19 protein-coding genes, 1 tRNA gene and 2 rRNA genes are annotated in these 24,371 nt (G+C 63.2%); 9 read left to right on the top strand and 13 right to left on the bottom strand.

Annotated elements, in window-relative coordinates; genetic code table 11:
• Positions 1-185: 185 nt before the first annotated feature.
• Complete coding sequence (locus U0988_RS01350; RefSeq protein WP_322290854.1) at positions 186-746, bottom strand: (2Fe-2S)-binding protein; 561 nt, start codon at positions 744-746, stop codon at positions 186-188.
• 4 nt (positions 747-750) lie between these two features.
• A complete protein-coding gene (locus U0988_RS01345) occupies positions 751-1,512 on the bottom strand; it encodes a class II aldolase/adducin family protein (protein WP_322290853.1) in 762 nt (253 codons plus the stop codon).
• A gap of 125 nt (positions 1,513-1,637) precedes the next feature.
• Here U0988_RS01345 and U0988_RS01340 point away from each other — a divergent pair, with 125 nt between their 5' ends.
• The 8 genes from U0988_RS01340 to U0988_RS01305 all read left to right on the top strand — a co-directional run bounded on the left by U0988_RS01340 (position 1,638) and on the right by U0988_RS01305 (position 11,855).
• Positions 1,638-3,002, top strand: coding sequence for an MATE family efflux transporter (locus U0988_RS01340; RefSeq protein ID WP_322290852.1), 1,365 nt, complete (start codon positions 1,638-1,640; stop codon positions 3,000-3,002).
• 84 nt (positions 3,003-3,086) lie between these two features.
• The gene (locus U0988_RS01335; protein ID WP_322290851.1) at positions 3,087-5,450 is read left to right on the top strand and encodes a chemotaxis protein CheA; all 2,364 of its coding nucleotides are present in this window, start codon (positions 3,087-3,089) and stop codon (positions 5,448-5,450) included.
• Positions 5,447-5,917: a chemotaxis protein CheW gene (locus U0988_RS01330; RefSeq protein ID WP_322290850.1), complete on the top strand. Its 471-nt coding sequence runs from the start codon at positions 5,447-5,449 to the stop codon at positions 5,915-5,917. The genes U0988_RS01335 and U0988_RS01330 overlap by 4 nt, the downstream gene beginning before the upstream one ends.
• 53 nt (positions 5,918-5,970) lie before the next feature.
• Positions 5,971-6,336 (top strand): response regulator, encoded by a 366-nt coding sequence (locus tag U0988_RS01325; protein WP_322290849.1) that lies wholly within the window; start codon positions 5,971-5,973, stop codon positions 6,334-6,336.
• A 97-nt stretch (positions 6,337-6,433) separates the two neighbouring features.
• The gene (cheB, locus tag U0988_RS01320) at positions 6,434-7,495 is read left to right on the top strand and encodes a chemotaxis-specific protein-glutamate methyltransferase CheB (protein WP_322290848.1); all 1,062 of its coding nucleotides are present in this window, start codon (positions 6,434-6,436) and stop codon (positions 7,493-7,495) included.
• Positions 7,486-8,397 carry a protein-glutamate O-methyltransferase CheR gene (locus U0988_RS01315; protein WP_322290847.1) on the top strand — a complete coding sequence of 304 codons (912 nt, stop codon included), beginning with the start codon at positions 7,486-7,488 and terminating at the stop codon, positions 8,395-8,397. The genes cheB and U0988_RS01315 overlap by 10 nt, the downstream gene beginning before the upstream one ends.
• A 132-nt stretch (positions 8,398-8,529) precedes the next feature.
• Positions 8,530-10,038, top strand: a complete 1,509-nt coding sequence (locus U0988_RS01310; protein ID WP_322290846.1) for a bifunctional diguanylate cyclase/phosphodiesterase — start codon at positions 8,530-8,532, stop codon at positions 10,036-10,038.
• On the top strand, positions 10,035-11,855 hold the full coding sequence (locus U0988_RS01305) for a methyl-accepting chemotaxis protein (protein WP_322290845.1): 1,821 nt from the start codon (positions 10,035-10,037) through the stop codon (positions 11,853-11,855). Before U0988_RS01310 ends, U0988_RS01305 begins: the two co-directional genes overlap by 4 nt.
• On the opposite strand, the gene U0988_RS01300 is transcribed toward U0988_RS01305, so the two are convergent.
• Both U0988_RS01300 and U0988_RS01295 read right to left on the bottom strand, forming a co-directional pair.
• Positions 11,852-12,487 carry a glutathione S-transferase gene (locus U0988_RS01300; RefSeq protein ID WP_322290844.1) on the bottom strand — a complete coding sequence of 212 codons (636 nt, stop codon included), beginning with the start codon at positions 12,485-12,487 and terminating at the stop codon, positions 11,852-11,854. The genes U0988_RS01305 and U0988_RS01300 overlap by 4 nt on opposite strands.
• The gene (locus tag U0988_RS01295) at positions 12,487-13,449 is read right to left on the bottom strand and encodes a rhodanese-related sulfurtransferase (protein ID WP_322290843.1); all 963 of its coding nucleotides are present in this window, start codon (positions 13,447-13,449) and stop codon (positions 12,487-12,489) included. The genes U0988_RS01300 and U0988_RS01295 overlap by 1 nt, the downstream gene beginning before the upstream one ends.
• A 180-nt stretch (positions 13,450-13,629) precedes the next feature.
• Between U0988_RS01295 and glpD the strand changes: the two genes are divergently transcribed.
• Positions 13,630-15,135, top strand: a complete 1,506-nt coding sequence (glpD, locus tag U0988_RS01290; protein ID WP_322290842.1) for a glycerol-3-phosphate dehydrogenase — start codon at positions 13,630-13,632, stop codon at positions 15,133-15,135.
• 4 nt (positions 15,136-15,139) lie between these two features.
• On the opposite strand, the gene U0988_RS01285 is transcribed toward glpD, so the two are convergent.
• The 9 genes from U0988_RS01285 to U0988_RS01245 all read right to left on the bottom strand — a co-directional run.
• A complete protein-coding gene (locus U0988_RS01285; RefSeq protein ID WP_322290841.1) occupies positions 15,140-15,271 on the bottom strand; it encodes a DUF2474 domain-containing protein in 132 nt (43 codons plus the stop codon).
• Positions 15,271-16,266 carry a cytochrome d ubiquinol oxidase subunit II gene (cydB, locus tag U0988_RS01280; protein WP_322290840.1) on the bottom strand — a complete coding sequence of 332 codons (996 nt, stop codon included), beginning with the start codon at positions 16,264-16,266 and terminating at the stop codon, positions 15,271-15,273. The genes U0988_RS01285 and cydB overlap by 1 nt, the downstream gene beginning before the upstream one ends.
• Positions 16,266-17,708: a cytochrome ubiquinol oxidase subunit I gene (locus tag U0988_RS01275; protein ID WP_322290839.1), complete on the bottom strand. Its 1,443-nt coding sequence runs from the start codon at positions 17,706-17,708 to the stop codon at positions 16,266-16,268. The genes cydB and U0988_RS01275 overlap by 1 nt, the downstream gene beginning before the upstream one ends.
• A gap of 77 nt (positions 17,709-17,785) precedes the next feature.
• Complete coding sequence (locus tag U0988_RS01270; protein ID WP_322290838.1) at positions 17,786-20,695, bottom strand: DUF2339 domain-containing protein; 2,910 nt, start codon at positions 20,693-20,695, stop codon at positions 17,786-17,788.
• A gap of 27 nt (positions 20,696-20,722) precedes the next feature.
• Positions 20,723-20,983 (bottom strand): hypothetical protein, encoded by a 261-nt coding sequence (locus U0988_RS01265; protein ID WP_322290837.1) that lies wholly within the window; start codon positions 20,981-20,983, stop codon positions 20,723-20,725.
• 332 nt (positions 20,984-21,315) lie between these two features.
• Positions 21,316-23,397: a TonB-dependent receptor gene (locus U0988_RS01260; protein ID WP_322290836.1), complete on the bottom strand. Its 2,082-nt coding sequence runs from the start codon at positions 23,395-23,397 to the stop codon at positions 21,316-21,318.
• Between the two features lie 137 nt (positions 23,398-23,534).
• A tRNA-Met gene (locus U0988_RS01255) sits at positions 23,535-23,611 on the bottom strand.
• Between the two features lie 132 nt (positions 23,612-23,743).
• A 5S ribosomal RNA gene (gene rrf, locus U0988_RS01250) occupies positions 23,744-23,858 on the bottom strand.
• A gap of 129 nt (positions 23,859-23,987) precedes the next feature.
• Positions 23,988-24,371, bottom strand: a 23S ribosomal RNA gene (locus U0988_RS01245); the annotation flags it as partial.

The raw sequence follows: 24,371 nt of genomic DNA, 5'->3' as shown, positions 1-24,371 counted from the left end.
ACCATTCCTCGCAACCGCGCAGTGCACCGTCGAACCCTTTCTCAAGGTTCGGCTCGGCATGAGCGGGTGAGGTAAGAGCCGTGCAGGCAACGAAAACGGGAAGCAGATATCGCATCGTGTGGGTCCTACAGGCGAAAGCGCCCGCCTTCCACCCAATTTCGAACGTTCAAATCTGCCCCTAACCCCTAGTCCAGCGGTGCCGCCTCAACCTCCGGCGCTGCCATCGCAGGCACGGTCCGTGCAGCGTCTTTTCCGCTGATCCCGGAGGCGGGGGCGGCGCTGATGCGTTCCTGGCGGCGGGCGACGCGGCCCGCTTGCTGGATCGCGGCGACCAGCCGGGGGTACACGCCGCAGCGGCACAGATTGGGCACCGCCGCCTCGATCTCCTGTTTGGAGGGGTCGGAATTGCGCTGGATCAGCGCCGCGGCGGCGATGGCGATGCCCGGCGTGCAGAAACCGCACTGGACCGCCTGCTGGGCGACCAGCGCCTGCTGCACGGGATGCGATCGGTCGCGCGACAGCCCCTCGATCGTGGTGACGAAGCGGCCTTCCGCCTCGGCAATGGTGATCAGGCAGCTGCGCAGCGCCTCCCCGTCGATCAGCACCATGCAGGCCCCGCAATCGCCGGTGCCGCAGCCAAATTTGGTGCCGGTGAGATTGGCGGCATCGCGCAGCGCCCACAGCAGCGGGGTTTCGGGGTTCATGACGAATTCTACCGGCCGTTCGTTGACCGTCATGCGCGGCATGGTGTCAGTCGCGCCAGCTGTTGTCGATCCGGTCGATCTTGCGCTTCCATGCCTCGAAATCGGCATAGCCGGGGCCGCCCGGGGCCTGTGCCTGGCTGATATCGCGCTGATGCACCGCGATCACATCGTCCGATACATGGATGGGAATACCCATCGCCATCGTCGCGAGCTGGATTTCGCAGGCGCGCTGCAGGGCCCAGGTCTGCACGAACATTTCGTGGATTGTCCGGCCCATCACCACCGGCCCGTGGTTGCGCAGCATCAGGATGTGCTTGTCGCCCAGGTTCTTTACCAGCCGTTCGCCTTCCTCCGCGCGGACGGTGACGCCTTCGAAATCGTGATAGCCGACCTGGCCAATGAAATTGCAGGCGTAGAAATTGATCGGCAGAATGCCGCCCTCGCTGCTGCATACCGCCATCGTCGCGGTGGTGTGCATGTGGCAGATCGCGTTGGCGGCAGGCACGTGTTCATGGAAATAGGCGTGCTGGGTGAAGCCGGCCTTGTTCACCGGATAGGGGCTGCCATCCAGCGTATTGCCGCGGATGTCGATCTTCACCAGATTTGACGCCGTGACTTCGGAATACAGCAGTCCGAACGGGTTGATCAGGAAGGCTTCCTCCTCCCCCGGTACGCCCACGGAAATGTGGTTGTAGATCGATTCCGACCAGCCCATGTGGTCGAAGATGCGGTAACAGGCGGCCAGATCCAGCCGCGCCTGCCATTCCGCTTCGCTGCATTGGGCCTTGGATTTCAGCTGCGTCGCCATCTTTTCTCTCCTGATCTCGTGGTTGCCTCCAGTATCGCACGGGTGCGGCTCGCCCCGCAAGGCAGTGTTGCGGATTTCCGGCCAAACCGCTTTGCACCCACGTTCCTCGCCGCTAACGCAGCACCATGAGCGAGGCGGCCAAACTGACACGCGGAACGATCCGCGGGCATCTCGTTACCCAGACCTTGCCGATGATCTTCGCTGTCGCGGCGATCATGTCGATCGGGCTGGTCGATTCCTACTTCATCGGGCAATTGGGCAGCCGCGAGCTGGCCGCGATCAGCTTCATATTCCCGATTACGATGGCGATCAGCAGCCTCGGGGTCGGCATATCGGTCGGGATCAACTCCGTCATCGCCCGCTCGCTGGGCGAGGGGGATGTGCCGCGCGCGGGCCGCCGGGCGAACTTCGGCCTCCTGTTTGCGTGCGCCATGGGCATCGCGTTCTTCCTCGCACTGCTTGCCCTGGTGGAACCGCTGTTCCGGCTGATGCAGGCCCCGGCCGAACTCATGCCGCTGATCCAAGCTTACATGATCCCGTTCGCGGCCGGCCTGCCGCTGCTGATGGGGATCATGGGGATCAACGGTATCCTGCGCGGTCAGGGTGAAGCAAAGCGGACGTCGGTCATCTCGATCACCTATGCGGCGATCAACTGGGTTCTCGATCCGATCCTGATCACCGGCGCGTTCGGGATCGAGGGATTCGGGATTGCCGGTGCCGCCTATGCGTCGATCATCGGCTACGGCATCGCGTTCGCCCTCGGCATCTACCTGCTGCGGAAGACCCCCTTGCCCCTCAATCCGCGGATGCTGAAGGACGCGGACCTCGGCGCATCCTTCAAGGCGATCCTGAGCGTGGCCGGTCCGGCGTCCTTCGCCAACGCGATCAACCCGATCGGACTGTCGGTCCTGACCGCGCTCATCGCCAGCCAGGGTCAGGCGGCCGTTGCGGGCTTCGGCGCGGCGGGGCGGTTGCAGAGCTTCGCGGTAGTTCCCCTGCTGGCGCTGTCCTCCTCCATCGGGGCGATAGTCGGGCAGAACTGGGGTGCGGGGAAGCCCGAGCGATCGCAGCGCGCAATGCTGTGGGCCGGGGTCTTTGCGCTGGCATACGGCCTGGCGCTGGCGGTCGTGCTGTTTGCCGCGGGCGAGTGGTTTGCCGATTTCTTCACCGAGGATCCAGCAGTCATTGCTGCCTTTGCCAGCTATCTGTCGATTGCCGCATGGGGCTATGCCGGATTTGGCGTGCTGATCATCAGCAACGGGGCGCTGAACGGTGTTGGACGCGCAGGAACGGCGCTGCTGCAATCATTTGCCCGGGTGTTTCTGGTAATGCTGCCCTTTGCCTGGTTGCTGCGGCCGGATTGGGGCGCGGAAGCGATCTTCGCCGCCGAACTGGCCGCCAATGTCATCGGCGGCGCGGTGGCCGGATTTGTCGTGTGGCGGGTGCTGCGCGCCGGCAATCCCGGGCGCACCCATTCCGCAGCAGTCTGACCCGCCCCGCGGCCAATTGCCGGTGACAGTTTATTAACCATCTGGCCCCATAGCAATCGAAGCTATTTTCGGGGACGTGTATCAATGGATGACCTGCTGGCAGAATTCGTTGCGGAAACGCGCGAGATGCTCGAGGCTATCGAGGGCGAGATCGTCGCCTGGGAAGCCAACCCGGACGACCGGGCGCGGCTCGATTCAATTTTCCGCTTCGTCCACACGGTGAAGGGAAATTGCGGCTTCTTCGATTTTCCGGAACTGGAAAGCCTCAGCCACGCCGCTGAAAGCGCGCTGGCGGAAGTGCGCGCCGGGCGGCGCATTGCTGACGTCCAGCTGGTCAATGCGGTCCTTGCCATCATCGACCGGATCGGGCGAATGACCGACCAGATCGAAAACGGCGATGCATTGGACGCGACGGGCGATCACCTGCTTGTCGCCATGCTCGATTCCGATGGTGAAGAACACGCAGGGCAGCAGGAACCTCAAGTCTCCGAAAACGCCTCCGCCAAATCGAGCGCGCCATCGTCAACGCCGCGCAGCATCCGCTTGCCGGTGGATCTGCTTGACCGGGTCATGAGCGGGGTTTCGGACATGGTTTTGGCCCGCAATGACCTTGCGCGCCGCCTGCGAGCCTCCGGTTCCGAACCCTCCATCGATGGTCCGTTCGAACGGCTGTCGGGTATCCTCAACGATGTTCGGGAAGCAACCACCCGGATGCGGATGCAGCGGATCGAATATCTCTACAATCCTGTGCCCCGTCTGGTCCGGGACCTGTCGGCCGAACTGGGCAAACAGGTCATGGTCGATCTCGAAGGCGAAGACACCGAGATGGACCGCGAGATGATCGAGATGATCCGTGATCCGGTGACCCATATCATCCGCAACGCGATCGACCACGGGATCGAAACCCCGGCCGAGCGCCGCGCCGCTGGCAAGCACGAAATCGGCCTGCTTAGCCTGACCGCGCGCCAATCCGGCAACCGCATTGCCGTCATGATCAGCGATGACGGCAAGGGTCTCGACTGCGCCCGGCTGGGCAGCAAGGCGGTGGCCGCCGGACTTCTGACCGAAGCGCAGGTGGCCGAAATGTCGCGCGAGGACTTGCACCAGCTGATTTTCGAGCCGGGCCTGTCCACTGCGGAAACTGTCAGCGAAGTGTCCGGCAGAGGTGTCGGCATGGACGTGGTCCGGGCGAATCTGGACAAGATCGGCGGAACAATCAAGGTGCGCAGCACGCCGGGCGAAGGGACGTTGTTCGTCCTCGCAATCCCGCTGACCCTCAGCATCGTCGCAGGCTTGACGGTGGCGATAGGCGATCAGCGTTTTGCGGTCCCGCGTTCCTTTGTCGAGGAAATCATTCATGGCGCGGCCAGTTCGCTGGAATATGCCAGGATGGGCGGTACCGATCTGGTGACGTTCCGGGGGCGGCGGATACCCTGCCTGTCCCTCGCCAGGGTGCTCAACCTGCGCGAAGTATCCGATTTGCGGCAGGAAACGCTGCTGCTGATCCGGCTCGGCACCGGCGACCTGTTCGCGCTGGCTGTCGACCGGGTGTTCGATCACGAGGATCTGGTGGTTAAACCGCTGGCGCCTGCAGTCATGGCAACCGGAATCTACGCCGGCACTACGCTGCTCGACGATGGCAGCCCGATCCTGATGCTGGATGTTTACACTATCGCAGCCCAGAACGGCCTGGTCAGCGAAGTTCGCATTCGCCCGGGGGGCCGTGACGATGCTGCTCAGCAGGCCGCTGCAAAGGCGCGCCCGGTCATGCTGTTTGCCGGAATGGACGGCCGCCGCCGGGCGATCGACATGAATTTGATCCGCCGCATCGATGTCCTGTCCCGCGATGCCGTGGATATCGAGGGAGAGCGGACCCAGATCGTGATCGACGGCGCAATCCTGCCGCTGGTCGGCCTGGTCGGGAGCCCCGGTGCGGTCACCGCTCCCGATGGCAAGCTCAAGCTGCTGCGTCTGTCGGACGGACATTGCGAACTGGCCTATGCCGTCTCCGAAGTGCTGGACGCATCGGCAATCGAACACGAGATCGTCCCGAGCGAAACCGATCCCTTGATCGAAGGCGTCACCCTGATCGAGGGACATCCGACCCCGATCATCGATGGCCTGGCACTGTTCGCGCGGCACGGCCGCAAAATGCGGAACCCCGATCCGGTAACCTGCCGCCTTCCTGCGGATGATGAATGGTCGAAAGCCATGCTCCAGCCGCTGATCGAAGCCGCCGGCTACCGGATCGCCGCGTCCCCAGAAGATCCCGCCGACGTTACGATCGTGATGGATGGCGAAGCCGAACCGGCAGACACATCGGCCACGGTCATCCGCCTCCATTCCGACAGCGACCGTCCGGAACAACCGGACCGGGGAATATACCGTTACGACCGCGACGCCCTGATGGCTGCGCTGAAACAGGCCCGCACGAGTAAAAGCCAATGAACGAATTACTGGTGATGACCCGGATAGCAGGCCGCCGTGCAGCCTTCCGCGCAGTGGAAGTCAAGTCGGTGATCGAGATTGAATCGATCGCTCCGGTGCCGCGCGCGCCCGATTTCATCGTTGGCTTGACGGCCATGCGCAGCCGTTCGCTGACTGTGGTGGATTGCCGAAGATCACTGGGTCTCGAAGCCGAAACGCCCCCGGACAGCCGCGCTGCCGTGGTGGAAATCGACGGGCATCTTTACGCACTCCAGGTCGACAAGGTCGAAGACGTCACCGATGCGCGATCAGCGCCCGAGCCGGTTCCTGGCGGTTTCGGAGAGGCGTGGGAGCGGGTCTCGCTGGGAATGGTGGAAACCGGCGTTGGTCCGGCATTGCTGATCGACGTCGGGCGAATGGTCGCGGGGCCGCCTACTGCCGGACCGGCTAAAAAGCCTGCGAAAAAGCAAATCGCCGCGTCGGCTTAAGCGGATAGTTACCTTAGGCTGATAAGGCAGCAGATGAAAAGGATCGTATCATCATGAAGAGCTGCCTCGTTGTCGACGATTCGCGGGTTATCCGCAAAGTGTCGCGCCACATTCTCGAAAGCCTCGGATTCTCCGTTGCAGAGGCGGAAAACGGGCGGGTGGCGCTCGATCATTGCCTCGAAACCATGCCCGATGTGGTTCTGCTTGACTGGAATATGCCCGTTATGACCGGCATCGAATTCATGATCCAGCTGCGCAAGCAGCCTGGCGGCGACGTGCCGAAGGTGGTTTTCTGCACCACCGAGAATGACATCGCGCATATCCGCGAAGCCATCAGCGCCGGCGCGGACGAATATGTCATGAAGCCGTTCGATCACGAGACCCTGCAGATAAAATTGCAGCTGGTTGGCATGGCCTGAGCGCCTGCCAGCGATGCGCCACCTGTTTTCCCTGCCGACCCGAACTGCATCCCGGCCGCCACGTCCAAGCCGCATTGGGCGAACACCCGCCAGAGTGATGATCGTCGACGATTCGCTGATTGTGCGCACAGTCCTGTCGCGCATCATCGAGGAGGCGGACGGCTTCGAAATTATTGCTAAATCCAGCAGCGCCGAACTGGCGATTGCAGAACTCGCCCACAAGCGGGTCGATGTGATCCTGCTCGACCTGGAAATGCCGGGGATGGGCGGCCTCGATGCGCTTCCGATGATCCTGGCTGCGGCCAGGGGCGCGCAGGTACTGGTGGTGTCCTCTCTCACCGAAGAAGGTGCCGAACATACAATCGCCGCGCTGCGCATGGGGGCGGCCGACACGATGCTGAAACCGCGATCGGGCGGCTTCGACCAGGCGTATCGCACGGCGCTGCTGGAGAAAATCCACGCCCTCGCACCGACTGGTCCGGAATCCGCCGACGTGGCCGAAGCCGCGCTGCGCGGCACCGAAAGCATCGCGCCCGGCACCGGCTTACCTCCGCTGCGCAAGGCTGCACCAAAGCCGCCCAGAGTTATCGCCGTCGGCGCATCCACCGGAGGTATCCACGCGCTGTGCATCCTGCTGCGCAACCTGCCGCAGCAATTGGAGTTGCCGATTCTGGTCACGCAACATCTTCCCGAAAGCTTTATTCCGGTCTTCGCCCGTCAGCTCGAATCGGCGGGGGGCCGCAAAACCGTGGTCGCCGGTTCGCGCACTCCGATCGAACCCGGCTGCATCCATATCGCGCCCGGCAACGGGCACATGATGGTCCGCGAAAGCGGCGGACGGCTGATCACGGAAATCGGTCATTTCCCGGTCACCAGCGGGTGCCGACCATCGGTCGACCCCATGCTGGAAACCCTCGCCGATGCCACCGGAGGCCACGCCTTGGGCATTGTCCTGTCGGGCATGGGCCGCGACGGAGTGGAAGGCGCGGCAAAGCTGGTCCAGGCAGGCGGAACGATCCTGGCCCAGGACGAATCCAGCAGCGCAGTTTGGGGCATGCCGCGCGCAGTGGCCGAAGCAGGCCTGACCAGCGCGATCCTTCCCCCGGCGGACCTTGCCAGCCGCATCGGACTCATTGCCGGAGCTACGGCATGGAAGTGAGTGCAATTTCCCACCGGATCATTGCCGACCTTCTGACCGCTCGTTCCGGACAGCAACTGACGGAAAGCAGGCGCTGGCGGATTACCTCGGCGCTCGGCGGAATTTTTCGCGACCGGGGCATCACCAACACCGACCAGCTAGTCTGCCTGCTGGCGGAACCGCAGGGTGATCAGCTCGCGCGTGAAGTGGTCGAAGCCCTGCTCAACAACGAAACCTATTTTTTCCGTGACCGGGTCATGTTTGAATTGCTCGACACGCACGCATTGCCCGCTCTGGCCAAGAAGCGCGCCGCAACCAAGCGGCTGTCGATCTGGTCCGCCGGCTGCTCGACCGGGCAGGAGGCGCTGTCGCTGGCAATGATGTTCGTGGAACAGCCGCAGCGCTGGGCCGGTTGGCAGATCGAAATCGTCGGTACGGATGTTTCGGCAGCGGCGATCAAGACCGCCAAGCGGGCCTGCTACAGCCAGTTCGAAATCCAGCGGGGTCTGGGCATCAGCCAGATGATTGCGCATTTCGAAGAAACGGCCGGGGGGTGGCAGGCAAAGCGGAATCTACAACGGATGATCCGGTTCAAGGTCGGTAATATGCTTGAACCGACAGGGGACCTGAGCCGCTACGACCTGGTGCTGTGCCGCAATGTCCTGCTGTATTTCGATGAAGTAACGCGTGAACGGGCCTTCAAGCGGATCGCCCAGACCATGGCGCATGACGGATTGCTGATGCTTGGGGCCGGTGAAACCACGGTCGGGCGCACCGGGACCTTCAAACCATCGCGCGGGATGCAGGGTCTCTACACCAAGGCGCAGCCGGATTCGATCGTGAACCGGTGGACCGCGGAACCGGCACCGGCTTCCGAGGAAATCGTCGCGCACGCATCTACCGCACGAAAATCAACACAGTAAATTACGGCTTAACGCTTCTTTAGTCACCTCGGGCTAATCCGGTCTGGAGAGGTCGGGCTGTCACCGATCCACGGGGGCGAAATGTATTATTCCCTAAGTAGGTTGGGTTCAAATCCGAGATGGTTGGTGGTCATGCCCATGCTGGTGCTGACGCTGATTTTCGTCACCATCTGCATGGTCCTGATCTTCAGCGACGATGTACCCCCGGCCTCGGCCTCGGCCCTGATTATCGGCGGAATTGCCACTTACTCCCTCGCAGCCGCTTTCCTTGCCCTCATCGGCATCAAGGCGGTCGACGAACTCCAGGAACTCGGCCTTACGGACAGCCTTAGCGGCCTGCCTAACCGGCGCGCACTGCACCATCACGCCAATAGCCGCACGAATTCGGACGGTGAACTGGCCGTCGCATTGATCGATCTGGACGGCTTCAAGATCGTCAATGATCTCTACGGCCATCATGTCGGTGACCAGGTGATCAAGGAAGTCGCCACAATGCTGCGCGGCGCGTGCGGGAAGAACGCCTTGACCTACCGGCTTGGCGGCGACGAATTCGCTATCGCAATGACGGGGCCGCTCGCAGGCACGATCCTCGAAGGGATCTGCCGCAACCTCCTCGACCGGCTGTCACAGACTATTGCAGTGGAAGATCGCCGGATCGGAATTGGTGCAAGCGTCGGCCTGGCCCGCTCAACCCCTGACGATCGGCCCAGTTCTTCCGAATTGCTGCGCCGCGCGGATGTGGCGATGTATGCATCGAAGCGCGGCGGGAAAATGCGCTGCAGTTGGTTCCGCGCGGAATTCGACCGCAATCTCGAAGCCGTTCGCGACATGAACAACGAACTGCGCGATGCGCTGCTCAATAATGAATTTCGGATCCACTACCAGCCCCTCGTCGATGCCGGTACGCGCCAGATTGTCGCTGTGGAATCGCTGCTGCGCTGGGAGCGGCCTGATGGCAAGATCATCGGTCCGGGTGCCTTCGTGCCGATTGCCGAAGAAACCGGCCTGATCAACGCCATCGGATTGTGGGTCCTGCGCAAGAGCTGCCAGGACGCCCTTGGCTGGGGGGAAATCAAGCTATCGGTCAACATATCGGCGGCGCAATTGCGCAACCCCGAATTTCCGATCCAGCTGGGCCAGATCATCGACGAAACCGGGTTTCCCGCCGAACGGCTGGACCTTGAGATAACGGAAACCTCGTTGATTCTCGATCCGGTCGTAGCGGAACGGAGTCTCGACATCATTCGCGGGTTCGGGGTCAATGTGGTGCTCGACGATTTCGGCACCGGATACGCCTCGATCGGCTTCCTGCGCCAGTTCCGGTTCCACAAGCTGAAGCTCGACCGTTCGCTGATCGCCAATTCCGCGACCGATGAAAGTTTGCGGGCCATGATGCTTTCCAGCATCTCGATGGCCCGGGCCTTGAACATGGAGGTCACCGCCGAAGGAGTCGAAACGGAGGCGCAGGCCGATCTGGTTCGGGCGGCGGGATGCGACCATATCCAGGGCTGGCTCTACTTCAAGGCCATGCCAGCGAGTGACATCGAACAACATCTGTCGGTGCCGGCAATCGGTACCGATTGCACCGCGATCGGCAACCGGGCCGTACACTTCAGAGAACAGGAGAATTCGGCAGCATGAACGCCATGACCGAAATTACGCCAGGAACCGGCACAGAAGTTTCCGGTGATCCGGCTGCCGGTGCCTTGTATCCGATGGTGGGCGATGCCGCCCATCCATCTCATGAACCTGAGATATCCGGCAACCGACTGGCGCGATGGTTTGCCCAGCAGTCGATCGCGGGGAAGCTGCGGGCAACATTCGGCGGAAACCTGGCCTTCGCTGCGGCAATCGCTGCTGTGGTGCTGCTGGGATACACGATGCTGTGGAACAAGTCCCAGACGGTCAGCCAACAATATGAGCTGACCTTGGGAGCAACCCGCACGATGGGCGACATCGCTGAAATCCGCCGGCTGTCGGACCGCTATCTTGTTTCCCGGGACCCTTCCGAATCGCGTACTGCCATTGCAGCTATAGCGGAGGAACAGCGCAAAATTGACGCGATGCGCAGCTTCATTGGTACGCAGCAGCCGGATGTCGGTGCCGCACTGGACCAGATCGACGCCGGTCTGGTGGTCATGGAAACGGCAATCGATCGATCTGATGCGAGCGGCGTCGCAAGCACCGGATTGTCGCTGACCACGGGCGCGGAAGTGCTGTCCAGACAAATGGCCGAGAAGGTTAAGTTCCTCAACGCCGAGCATAGTCTTCTTCTGACTCAGCAGATAATCGGGTTTGTGCTGCTGGTGATCGTGGCGCTGGCTTCGTCATTGCTGGTGATGCGGTTTTTCCAGCGCGACATCGGGGACGTCATTGCCGAAATTACCGAACAGATGGCAGCGCTGGCCAAGGGCAAGAAAGACCTGACGATACCGGGCAAGGGCCGGGCCGACGAAATCGGGAAGATGGCACGCACGCTCGAGAGATTCCGCTTGGTGGCATTCGAATTGGAAAAGCTGCAGGCCGATGCCGCAGAGCGCGCGAAACTCGCCTTGGCCAAATCGGCGGAAGAGGCGCAGGAGCGCGAAGACCGCCGGAAACGGCAGGCGCAAGTGGTTTCCAAGATGGCCAGCAAGTTCGAAATGACCGTGGGCGATATTGTCAGCAGTGTCGCCGCGGCCTCCACCCAGCTCAAGACAACCGCCGGCGTCATGGAACGAACGGCCGAGACTGCGTCCGATCAGGCCAGCCGGGCCGCGCATTCGATGCAGGAAGCCTCCTCGGGCGTCACAGCTGCGGCGGCGGCGAGCGATGAATTCGCCATGTCGATCGGCGAGATCAGCCGCCAGGCGGCAACGTCGGCGGAACTGGCCCGCAAGGCTTCGGAATCGGCAGATGTTGCGGACGCCAAGATGTCGACCCTGGCCGCCTCCGCGTCGCAGGTCGGACAAGTGGTGGAACTGATCCAGTCGATCGCGCGGCGCACCAATTTGCTCGCGCTCAATGCCTCGATAGAAGCCGCGCGCGGCGGAGAGGCCGGTCGCGGTTTTGCCGTGGTCGCATCGGAGGTCAAGGAACTGGCGGCCCAGACCAGCCGAGCGACCGAAGAAGTTGCGCAGCAGATCCGCGATATGCAGAACTCCACCAACGATTCGGTGCTCGCGCTGCGCTCGATCAGCTCTCAAGTCGAACAGCTCGAGACAACCGCAATCTCGATCGCTTCGGCGGTGGACCAGCAATCGGTTGCGGGGCACGATCTGGCGCGCAGCATCGATCTGGCGGCGCGCAGCAGCGGCGAAGTTTCCTCCGGTATCGGCAATGTGCGGGAGAGCTCGCTGGCGACCGGGGCTGCGGCCTCGCAGGTGCTGAATTCGGCCACCGACCTCGAAGGCCAAGCGGCGACCTTGCGCAGTCAGGTAGACATGTTCCTGCAACGCATCCGCAACGACGACACTTAGCCAGCCGGAAAATAGACCGGGTCATCGCCCGGTTTCCAGGGCGGGCGTTTGTCCATGACGCCGCTGAACAGGGGTGAGTCCAGGTGGGCGGCAAGCCAGCGCTGGATGCAGGGCAGGTTCCGGGCCGCGAACCAATTGCGGTCGGTCGCGGCAAACTGGCGAATGAAGGGCAGGATCGCCATGTCGGTCAGCCCGCGCTCGGGGCCGGACAGCTGCGGCTGTGCTTCAAGGCGGTTATCGAGGATCCGCAGATAGTCCAACGCCGCTTCGCGGTGCTGAACCGCATCGCAATCTTCGTACCGGCCGGGATATTTGTAGTGGTCGAGATGGTGCTTGAACGGCCCGTCATTGGCCGCAATCAACGCAGGATCATCGCGGTCCAGCCATCCTTCCGGATCGCTACGCGCCAGCGCCCAGCGCATTATCTCGATGCTTTCGTCAACAACCTCGCCGCCCGGCAGATGCAGCACCGGCACCGTGGCCTTTGCGGATATCTCGATCAGGGCATCGGGTTTGGCGGACAGCTTCACTTCGCGCAGTTCGCACCTTGTGCCGCTGACCAGCAGTGCCAGCCGCGCCCGCATGGCATAGGGGCAACGGCGGAAGCTGTAGAGAACGGGAAACTCCGCCATCAGCGGGCGCTGTGTGGTTTCAGCCGCGCTCCGACGTGGGCGATCCCGGCCTCGGCCGCCTTCGTTTCCTGGCGCTGGCGTTCCCGGTAGCCCGCACGCTGCGCATCGGTTCGCTCGTCATGGCAGGCGGAGCAACTGACCCCTTCCTCGTAGAGGTCGGACGCCAGATCTTCCGTCGTCAGCGGGCGGCGGCAGGCATGGCACAGCTGGTAGGTTCCCGGTGCCAAGGCGTGCCCGACAGTCACCCGCTGGTCGAAAACGAAGCATTCGCCGTCCCACAGGGATTCTTCCGCACTTACGGTTTCGAGATATTTCAGGATGCCGCCCTCGAGATGGTAGACATCGTCCACCCCTTCGGATTTGAGGAACGCGGTCGATTTTTCGCAGCGGATACCGCCGGTGCAGAACATCGCGACTCTTGGCGGCTTTCCTTCCCCCAGCAGCCGTTCACGCTCCTGCCGGAACCATGCCGGAAAATCGCGAAACGTCTTCAGGTCGGGGTCGATCGCACCCCTGAAGGTGCCGACCGCGGTCTCGTAATCGTTGCGGGTGTCGATCACGATGGTGCCCGGATCGCTTATCAGCGCGTTCCAATCTGCCGGCGCGACATAATGGCCTACCCCCGCCAGAGGATCGATGTCCGGCTGGCCCATGGTGACGATTTCAGGCTTGATCCGCACCTTCATCCGGTGGAACGGCATGGTGCCCGCGCGCGAAAACTTTACCTCGAGGTCCGCAAACCCGGGAATCGAGCGGATCGCCGACAATACCTCCGCAATCGCGGCGTCGCTTCCGGCGATGGTTCCGTTCAGACCCTCGCGAGCGATCAGGATCGTGCCGCGTATCGCCTTTTCATCGCACAGCGCCGCGAGCGCCGCGCGGCGGCCCTTCACATCCTCCACCGGAGCAAATTTGTACAGCGCCGCAACGCACACGGGCATCGGATCGATGGTCGAAGTCATGCAGGGCTACTTAGTGCCGATCGGGCGCTAGTCCAGTGCCGTATTGGATCCGGACCCGGCTTCGCGCCGCGCAAATATTCGTCGCCGCTTGCCGTGGGGCGCAGTCGCTGCTTATGGTAACACCGAGCGCGTTGGCCCCTACCCGACTGGATTTTTCCTCATTCCGATGTCCCCTGCCGCATGAGCCCGCCGGAATTCGATCTGATCGTCATTGGCGGCGGGGTAAACGGGACCGGGGTCGCCCGCGATGCGGCGGGGCGCGGCGCGAAAGTGCTGCTGCTTGAATGCGGCGACCTGGCGCGCGGAACCTCCTCAGCCTCCACCAAACTGATCCACGGCGGCCTGCGCTATCTGGAACATTACGAATTCGGCCTCGTGCGCGAGGCGCTGAAGGAACGCGAGACCTTGTGGCGGATCGCGCCGCATATCATCTGGCCGATGCGGTTCATCCTGCCCCACCGTTCCGGACTGCGGCCACGGTGGCTGCTGCGGCTCGGACTGTTTCTGTATGACCATATCGGCGGCCGCAGGAAGCTGCCGGCGACCACGTCAGTCAATCTGCGCAAACACCCTGCCGGAGCGCCGCTGAAGCCGTTCCTGACCCGGGGTTTCGAATATTCCGATGGCTGGGTCGACGATGCCCGGCTGGTGGTGCTGAATGCGATGGATGCTGCAGACCGGGGAGCGGAAATCCGCACCCGCACCGAAGTCACGCGGCTGGAACAGGGGCCGCATGGCTGGAGCGTGCGGACAACAGGCGATGACGGCGCGGAACATTCCTACACCGCCAGGGCCGTGGTCAACGCGGCCGGCCCTTCGGTGCTCAACCTGCTGGATCGTGCCAACGTCATGACGCCGCGCAAGATGCGGCTGGTGCGCGGATCGCATATCGTGGTCCGCCGCCTGTTCGATCACGAATACGCCTATTTCTTCCAACTGCCCGACGGTCGGATATTCTTTGCCATACCCTATGAGCGCGAATTCACCCTGATCGGCACCACCGATCAGGATCACCACGCCAGCGCGTTCGACGCAGCCGCCAGCGCCGAGGAAATTGCCTATCTGTGCGAAGGCGCGAACCAGTATTTCAAGGCGGCGATCTCACCGGAGGATGTCGTCTGGACCTATTCCGGCGTGCGGCCGCTGCTCGACGACGGGTCGGGCCGCCCCGAAGCGGCAACACGCGGTTATGCGCTGGACCTGCATCTGTCGGAGGGTAGCCATCCGCTGCTCTCCATCTTCGGCGGCAAAATCACCAGCTACCGCCATGTCGCCGAAGAGGCCGTCGACAAGCTGCGCCCCTATCTGGCGCTTGATGGCGAAAGTCACTGGACCGGATCGGCCGCGCTTCCGGGCGGCAATTTCCCGGCGGAGGGCGCAGACGATCTGGTCGCCATCTATCGGACGGACTATCCGTTCCTATCCCCTGCGGACGCGGACCGGATCGTCAAGGCTTACGGCACAAGAGCGCGGTTCTTCCTCGACACTGCCCGGAGCCGCGCCGATCTCGGCCAGGATTTCGGGCACGGATTATCGGCCGCGGAAGTGGATTATCTGGTCACCCACGAATGGGCCCGTACGGCAGAGGACATCCTGTGGCGCCGCAGCAAGCTGGGTCTGCTGTTCAGTGAAACAGAGGTGGCGGCGCTGTCCGAATATCTGCGCCGCGAGGTTGCGGCGGTCTGATCCGTCACAGGCCCAGCCATGCGCGGATGATCATGGCCACTACCCCCAGCACCAGGACGCTGGCGGCCCAGATCCCCGCCATCCACGCGAGCCTCTGCCACAGCGGCCCCGCGCCCCGGTCCTTTTCAGGCGGCATCAATGATATCCTTCATGCCCCACCTTGCCGCGGAACACCCAATAGGCCCAGCCGGTGTAGATCAGGATCAGCGGCATGGTGATCGCGACCCCGATCAGCATGAATATCTGGCTGCGTTCCGGTGCGGCGGCATCCCAGATCGTCACTGCCTCGGGCACGACATAGGGCCACATGGATACGCCCAGCCCCGCCATTCCCAGCAGGAACAGCGCCAGCGACAGCCAGAACGGCGCGGCTTCCCATTTTTTCGCCAGCCCGCGAAACAGGAAGTATGCGATAATCAGGGTCAGCAGCGGAACCTGGCTGGCGAACAGGATGCTGGGCATGGAGAACCAGCGGTCGAAATAGGTCGCGTCCAGGAACGGCGTGTACAGGCTGACCGCACCCAGCAGCGCCAGCGTGGCGACGGCTGCGCGAAACGCCAGCCGGTAGGCGTGTTCCTGCGCCGCGCCCTCCAGCTTCCAGACCAGCCAGGTCGCACCGAGCAGCGCATAGCCCGCAACGGTGCCGACCCCCGTCAGCAGCGTATAAGGCGTGAACCAGTCGAACCAGCTCCCGGCATAGGCGCGCCCGTCAACCTCGACGCCCTGCAGCAACGCGCCAAGGATCATCCCCTGCGCCATCGCCGCGACGAAAGAACCGGCGGTGAAGGAAAAATCCCACAACGCCCGGTGCGCCGGATCGCGCCAGCGAAACTCGAACGCCACCCCGCGAAACACCAGGCCGAGCAGCATGGCGATGATCAGCGGGTATGTGGCCGGCAGGATGATCGCATAGGCGAGCGGGAACGCGGCGAGCAATCCGCCGCCGCCCAGCACCAGCCAGGTCTCGTTACCATCCCACACCGGCGCAATGGAATTCATCGCCTGATCCCGCTCCTCCCCCACGCCGAATGTCGGGAACAGAATGCCGATCCCGAGATCGAACCCGTCCATCACCACATAGGCAAATACGGCGAAGGCGATGATGAAGGCCCAGATGACGGTGAGATCCATTATTCCGGCTCCTTCCCGCCGGGCATGGTGCCCGCACGACCCGGGTTCTGCGTCGGCCCGGGAGTAATCCCGGCGGTGCGGATCGGGCCGGTCTCGCCCCGCTTGACGCCGGTTTCGCCGGTGTGGGGATGATGGCTCATCAGCCGCAGGATATACCAGGTACCGACCCCGAACACCGCGAAGTAAACAATCACGAAGGCGAGCAGCGATGCGCCGACTGCCGGGGCATCCAGCGGGCTGGCGGCGTCGGCGGTTCGCAGCAGATTGTAGATCACATAGGGCTGCCGGCCCACTTCGGTGGTGATCCAGCCGGCGAGCACCGCGACAAAGCCGCTTGGTGCCATGATCAGCGCGGCGCGGTGCAGCAGTGACCAGTCGTAGAGCTTCCTGCGGGCGCGGGCGAACAGGCTCCACACGCCCAGCCCCAACATGGCAAACCCGATCGCGACCATGATCCGGAAAGACCAGAACACGATCCCGACCGGCGGCTCCTCGTCATCGGAGATGGTGTCGAGCCCGGCCAGCGGCGCATTGAGATCATGCTTCAGAATGAGAGAGGACGCCTTGGGAATCTCTACCGCGTAATCCACCCGCTTTTCCGCGCTGTTGGGAATGCCGAACAGGATCAGCGGAGCGCCGTCGGGATGGCTTTGATAGTGTCCCTCCATCGCCATCACTTTCTGCGGCTGATGCTCCAGCGTGTTGAGTCCGTGCAGGTCCCCGGCGAAGATCTGGATCGGCGCAACGATCGCCGCCATCCACATTGCCATGGAGAACATCTTGCGGGCGTGCAGGTTGGATTTGTCGCGCAGCAAGTGCCACGCGCCGACGCCGCCGACGACGAAAGCCGTCGTCAGATAGGCGGCGATGACGGTGTGGACCAGGCGGTACGGGAAGCTGGGATTGAACACGATGTTCCACCAGCTCGGGCCGGGCAGGAACTGTCCGTTCGCCCCCATTTCGAACGCCACTGGCGTGTGCATCCAGCTGTTGACCGACAGTATCCAGAAGGCCGACACGAAGGTTCCCAGCGCGACCATGCAGGTCGCCGCATAATGGAGCCTGGGCCCCACCCGGTTCATCCCGAACAGCATCACGCCGAGAAATCCGGCCTCGAGGAAGAACGCGGTCAGAACTTCATAGGCCATCAGGGGCCCGATCACCGGCCCGGCCAGGTCCGAGAATACCGACCAGTTGGTGCCGAACTGATAGGACATCACGATGCCCGAAACGACGCCCATGGCGAAGGCGATCGCAAAGATCTTCAGCCAGTATTTGAACAGGTCGAGATAAATCTGCTTGCCGGTTTTCAGCCACAGCCCTTCGAGCACCGCCAGATAGCTTGCCAGTCCGATCGAAAACGCGGGGAAGATGAAATGAAAGCTTACCGTGAAGGCAAACTGGATGCGGGCGAGAAGCAGGGCATCGACATTTTCGAACATGGTGAGCTGCATATAATGCAATTACAGCAGCTTGTGTAACGCTATTCTCGCGGTCGGTGTTGCAGCGATTGCAAGGATCAGACTTCGGATTGCGCTGCGGGCCGGGCCAGCTGCCGCGTATAGAACCAGCCGATCCCGATCAGGCTGAAGCCGAGCGCCATGATTGAGGCGATCCGGGTCAGCCCCTCCAGAGCGGCGGTGTCGAACCAGAAGACTTTCAGCACTGCGCCCAGCATCAGCACAAGCGATCCGATCCGCCATGATCTTGTGCCCGTCCGCGAGCCCCACAGAAGATATCCGATCGCCAGCACGATCCCGAGCAGGGAGCGCAGCAGATCCTCCGTTTGGTTAATCGGCACCGAGGTCAGCCAACCGCCCGCAAAAAGATTCCGCAAGACAGACAGCGCCAACAGGAAGATCAGTCCCATCATGGCCGCGTCGAACACCGCAAGGGCGATCGGCAGAGGTTCGCGCTTCATCCGGCGCAGCAGCAGCAGCAGCGACCCCGCGCCCACTGCATAGGCCGGCAGCAGCCAGGTAAGCAGCGGAAGCGGCCCGACCCACTGATCGGCCCACAGCGGATTGTGGAGCACCACGGTAAACCAGGCGAAATGCGCCAAAGCGGCCCCCGCGGCTATCTGTGCCGCCAAAATCAATGCGTCCGAGGGTCGCAATTGCCAGAGACGCCACACGCCATAGCCGGCCCCAAGCAGGAGCGCCTCCCACGCTGTGCGTTCGGCCAGGCCGCTTTCGCGGAACTGACCGGCGGTTTCCAGCGCGAACAGCTGTTTGAACAGCACATGGGCGGCCATCAGGCCAAGCGCCGCTAATATCGCGGTGGCGCCTGTCCGCACCCAGTCGGGCGAATTTCGCGCGAACCACAACAACCCGGCTGCCGCCGCAATTGCGGGCACAATTTGCCGCAGCACCATCGGAACCGCGGGCAGATCGGGCACCAGCATCGGAATGCCGTACAGCGCCTCAAACCCGCTTTGTAGCCATTGGACGGACGGCCACAGCGCCCACAGCATTGCGATGGCACCCAGGGTCAGTTGCGCGGCCAATCGTGCGGGCAGGCGCCATGCGATCAGGATGGCCGCCGCCGCCGTTGCCCAGGCGAGATAATCGGCAGGAACGATCTGCGCCGCGGCCACATAGACGAGCAATATTGTGAAAACTTCGGCTATAGAGCGCAGCGAGTTGCGCGGGTCGCCCATCGCCAGCATCCCGAATGGCAGCGCTGCAGCGGCCCACCGGAGGATGTTCCGAAGCGGCTCGGCCGCCTCGGCCGGCCCGATGGCGCGCATCAATTGCGCTCCGTCATCCACCGTCAGCAAACAGGCCATCAGCGTTATCCAGGCAGCGCCCCAGCCGATATTGGCCAGCACGGAATCGTTCCGGTTCCAGCCGAGCGCAGCGACAAGAGCGGCAATTACGCCGCCAGCCAGCGGCGCGGCCCACAGAGGAGTGGCCAGCAGTCCGGCAGCGAACAGGGCGATTGCCGCAGCCGTCAGGGTGATCGCAGCACCGGTCGGCACAGGCTCCCGATCCTTCGGCCACAATCTCCAGGTCGCCGCAGCGGGGATCGCCGCCAAAGCCAGTGCCGCGCTGGCCAACCCGGCCTGCAGGGTGTTGAAATCGCCCGCAAAGTGCCACATCGCGGTGCCGATCAGACCCAGCGGAAAGGCACTCAGCTGCCACAGATCGACCGCGCGGTGGTGCGCTCGCCGCACATGCACCAGCGGCAGCCCGCCAAAGATCGCCGCGAAGGCGGTCCCCACCACCGCAAATTCGCTTGCACCGGGATCGGGCCAGATCGCCAGCAACCACAGCCCGGTCGCCGCAGCCACCGCGCTGCCCTCGCGCATTCTGGGATATTGCCAGCCCAGCGCGCCGATCCCCGCCGCCAGCAGCGCGTAAAGGCTCCAGGCCAGGAATGTATAGCTGGCTTGATCGACCAGCGCCGCCATCTGCAGGGTCGCTAGACCGGCCACTACCAACCGGCCAAATCCCTGCAGACTATTGTGGGCCAGCAGCAATGGCAGGGCTGCACCGATCAGCAGCAGGAACCCGCCAACGGCCAGAGTATCGACCGCGCCGGCAAAGCCGGAGGTGAGCAGCAGGATACCCCAGCCAAGCGCACCCCCCAGCGATGCCAGGCCGAGCCACGCCCGGTCCTGCCGCTTTCCGGTAAGCGCCAGACCGGCGGTGACCAGCGCCAGATACAGCGCCAGCATCGGAAGGTTCGCGTCCTCGCTGCCGACTAGCGTGGGCGCAGCGAACCCTCCGACCAGCCCGAGAACAGCGCAAGGCAGGCCGAAGCGGAACGACAGCACGATTGCGGCGCCCGTGACCGCGGCCAGGCCGAGGAACGACAGGGTCGACCCGAGCAACCCGTAGACCGATCCGGCAAGGTAGAAACTGGCATAGAGCGTGGCTAGCCCGGCCCCGGCCAATGCCTGCCGGACGCGCTCATCCCTGACCAGGCCTTCGAACCGGAATGCCGCCTCGGCCGCCGCAAGCAGCGCCAGCCCGAAAGCAAAGCCGAGCATTACGCGGACGGACGGGGTGATCAACCCGGCTTCAATCGAATAGCGCACCAGGAAAAATCCCGCGACCGCCAGCGCGATGCCCCCTGCCCAGATCGGCAGCCGCCGCCCGAACAGATCCTCGAAATCCAGCGATAGCTTGGGCATCGAAAAGCGGGGGCGGGCTTCCGGCGCTTCGGCGTGGAACTCCGATTCAGGGGCGGGCGATGGTTGGGATGGTGCGGTATCCTGCACCGCAACGGGAACGACCGCTGCCTCATCTCCGAAGTCGGCTCGGGGTGACGCGGCGATGGCAGCCTTGGCTTCAGGTGCGGCAGGGCGCGCGAGTGCGCCATCGACCAATTCCGTCAGCCAGTCGATCTGCCGCTGCTGCGCGGCGGTACGGTTCCACAGGTAGATCACTGCGCCGCCGAGGATGAGGAGAATTAGCGCCTCCACACTGCGCTCCCCCGGGTCGGACGCCGCCTAAGCATCGGGCATGCGGTCCATCAGATCCATGAAATCGCGGGCGGCGTTCCGGTCGCTCTCATCCTTGAAAGCCACGTCGAGATCGGGTGCGTCCCCCAGGATGTACATCACCGTCCACAGAGCAAAGCGGTGGCCGCGATCTTTCTCAAGCCCGAAATCGACATGCATCCGCTCCAGACCCGCCGCAATCGCCTCGGGCGCAACCTGCGCCATATCGGTGGTGCCGAAATAGCGCTGCAAGTGATCGTCGAAGGTCATGTCCGCAAATTGACCCCTTCGCGCAATCCTCGCAAGGCCTGCAACATTTCTGTCCGCGCAATTTGCAGCGGAGCAAAATTGGCGTACCCCTTCGCGAGTTCAGAACGGAGGAGCCAGCCATCCGCACGCGTCTAAGCATCTGCGCCAGAAAGCAGCGTTACGGCTCGGAAGCCGAAGCGCTCGCGGCTGCCAGCCGGGCCGACTTCCCGCTTCGTCCTTACCGATGTGACCGGTGTTTCCAGTTCCATCTGACCGGAAGGACGCGCGGAAAGCGGACACCCCGCTTTGCGGTGGAACGGGCGAAAGCTGGGGAATCGATCGAGTGACCGATCTCACCACTGTCCGAAGCGGATACCTGCCCACACGGTGAGCGGCACACCCAGATCGATCGATCCGCCCTGGTTTCTGGTGATGATATTCGTGTCGGTCAGGTTCTCTCCGCGCAGGATCAGGGCAACGCGGCGCGCCAGCGGGATCTGCACGAAAGCGTCGATCGTGGTCGCGGCGGGCAGGACATCGCTTTGCCGGTCATCTTCGAACTGCCGGCCGACATGGCGCAGTGTAGCGGCAAGCCGCCACCCGCTGGCCGGTTCATAGGCAATCGTCGTGCTGGCGGACAGCGCCGGGGTCTGCGACGGGCGCATACCGTCCAGATCCGCCGAAAGACCGCTGCCCTCGACTTCGGCATCGGTCCAGGCGAGCGACCCGTTGAGGGAAAATTCGCCCAGTTTCGCCTGCGCGGCCAGTTCCAGCCCGCGCGCACGCACCGCATCGACATTGCGGCGCTGGCGCAAATTGGTGCCGATGGTCACATTTGCGATGGCGTTCTTCACCCGGTTGTCGAAGGCGGTCAGGGAAAGCCGGAAATCTGGCGCTGGTTCGAAATCCACTCCCACCTCGAAGCCGCGTAGTGCTTCGTTTTCAAGCGCTTCATTGGCCAGGGTGACTACCGGGAAGACCACGAAGGGCCGGTAAAGTTCATTCAGCGTAGGCAGACGGACACCGCTGTAGACTGCCGCACGCAGATCCAACCCGGCGCCTGCCCGGAACAATGCGCCGCCACGAAACGACAGATCCCAGCCGCTCCGGTCGGCGAAGCGGCTTTCCTCCACCACCGCGCCGTTCCCGTCTCGCTCGAGGAAGAAACCTTCGGCGACCGTCCACCGATCGGCGCGCGCACCGGCGGTCAGCACCAGCCTGCCAAGAGTCCAGTCGTCTTCGACAAACAGGCCCAAGTCGCTGTTGGTACCACCAGCGCGTCGGCGCGCGGTGATGCTGCCGGTAAATGCGCTCAACGCTTCTTCCTGCAGCTCGCCCGTAGCTTTTCGGTAGTCGGCACCCAGGCGCAGCACATGACCTCCGCCCACTGGCGGGCGGACTTCCAGCTTGCCGCCAAGCCCGGTCGAGGGCGTCCGCCTCTGGTCCAGCACCGGGACAAACCGGGTCGAGCTGATCACGATGTTGGAAAAATCGCGTGCCTGGACATAGGCCAGGGCATCGAAGGCCCATGACCCGCGGCCAACCAGCCTGATGCTCGCGTCCTGACCGCTACTGGTGCTGTCGGCGCCGCCGAACCGGAGTGTCCGCCGGTCATCGAACAGCAGCGCGCGGGCCTGCAGTTCGATTTCTTCGGTCACGGGTGCTGCCATGCGGATTCCCGCCGACCAGCTATCGTAGGCCGAGCGGGCGCTGGCAGGCACTCGTTGTTCTGCCGGCGTGGTCTGGAACCCTGGCCCGCGGAACCAGCGGCCCCATACCACGGCAAAGCCGCGGCCCAGCCGTGGCGCAAGCGTAGCGCTTGCTTCGGTTGCGCCGCGGTGGTTGGCGGCTAGCGACCCGCTGGCGAGGCCGAGCGTCGCCGCATCGGCGCTCTCCAGTTCGATGGTGCCCGCGACAGCGCCCGCACCGAACGCGCCCGAGCCCCCGCCGCGCGTGATGCGGATCGAGGAAAGCCGCTCGGGCGCTATGGCTGAAAAGGGAATGTATCCGAAAAAGGGATCGGCCATGGGGACCCCGTCAAGCAGGACCAGCGCCCGGCTGGTGGCGTTTCCGCCCAGCGCGCGCAGGGTAACCCCTTGGGCCGAGGGATTGGAGGAACGGCTGTCCGACCGGCGAAACTGTTGGAACCCCGCGACATCCGACAGGACATCCTCGATCCGGCCCGACGCAGACGCGGTAATCCGGTCGCGGTCGATCGTCTGGACATCGTACGCGGGGGTGGCGGGGGTCTGCTCAAGCCCGCGCCCGGTCACCACGATCACCGGGTCCGGCGGTAGATCGGGCGCTGGCTGAGCATGAAGGGCGGCTGGCAGCGCGAGAGCACCGGCGAGCGCGAGATTTTTCAAAGTCCGGTGGGTCAATTCATGCGATCCGTAGGTAACGGCCCGGCGGCCGCGGGCAAGCAGGCGATGCACGCCAGTCGCCACCGGCCCTATCAGAACAATTGGCGATAGCCAAAGGCGATCCCCGCAGTGTTCTTCGGGGCCCCGAGACGCAAAAAAGCCCCACTGAGGCCAGCGGGGCTGTTGCAAATGCAAACTCGGGAATCTGGTGGTTGCGGGGGTTGGATTTGAACCAACGACCTTCAGGTTATGAGCCTGACGAGCTACCGGACTGCTCCACCCCGCGTCACCATGTTCGCGCCTGACGAGGCGCAGTGCCGTTTGCGGTAAAAGCAAAGACACCAAAAGGGCTGGCCCGTTAGGGACAGCCCTTTTGAATTGCGAATGGGTTATTTCCTGCACACTCACTGGCTGCAATGCCTGGCGACGACCTACTCTTCCAACGCTTGAGCGTTAGTACCATCGGCGCTGTCTGGTTTCACGGCCGAGTTCGAGATGGGATCGGGTGGGTCACAGACGCTATGGTCACCAAGCAATGAAGCCAGTGTGTGTGCGGGTTTAAATCGATGTACTTATATATGGGCAGATCTGGCTGTGATGTTCTTCCAACATCGCCGACGTGCATGCCTTGCGGCAAACCTGTCGTTGATGGTGCAAATTCATCAAGCGCGATCAGAGTTATTAGGACTGGTTAGCTTCATGCATTACTGCACTTCCACACCCAGCCTATCAACGTGATGGTCTATCACGACTCGAAGATACCTTATCTTTAGGGAGGCTTCCCGCTTAGATGCTTTCAGCGGTTATCCCGTCCATACATAGCTACCCAGCGGCACGCCTGGCGGCATGACTGGTACACCAGAGGTATGTTCACCCCGGTCCTCTCGTACTAGGGGCAACTCCTATCAAGTATCGACGCCCACGGCAGATAGGGACCAAACTGTCTCGCGACGTTCTGAACCCAGCTCACGTACCACTTTAATTGGCGAACAGCCAAACCCTTGGGACCTGCTCCAGCCCCAGGATGTGATGAGCCGACATCGAGG

This window comes from Allopontixanthobacter sp., from assembly GCF_034376665.1.
Classification (GTDB): Bacteria; Pseudomonadota; Alphaproteobacteria; order Sphingomonadales; family Sphingomonadaceae; genus Allopontixanthobacter.
Note: the sequence above shows the minus strand (reverse complement) of the source record. Positions and strands in the feature narration are given on the sequence as shown.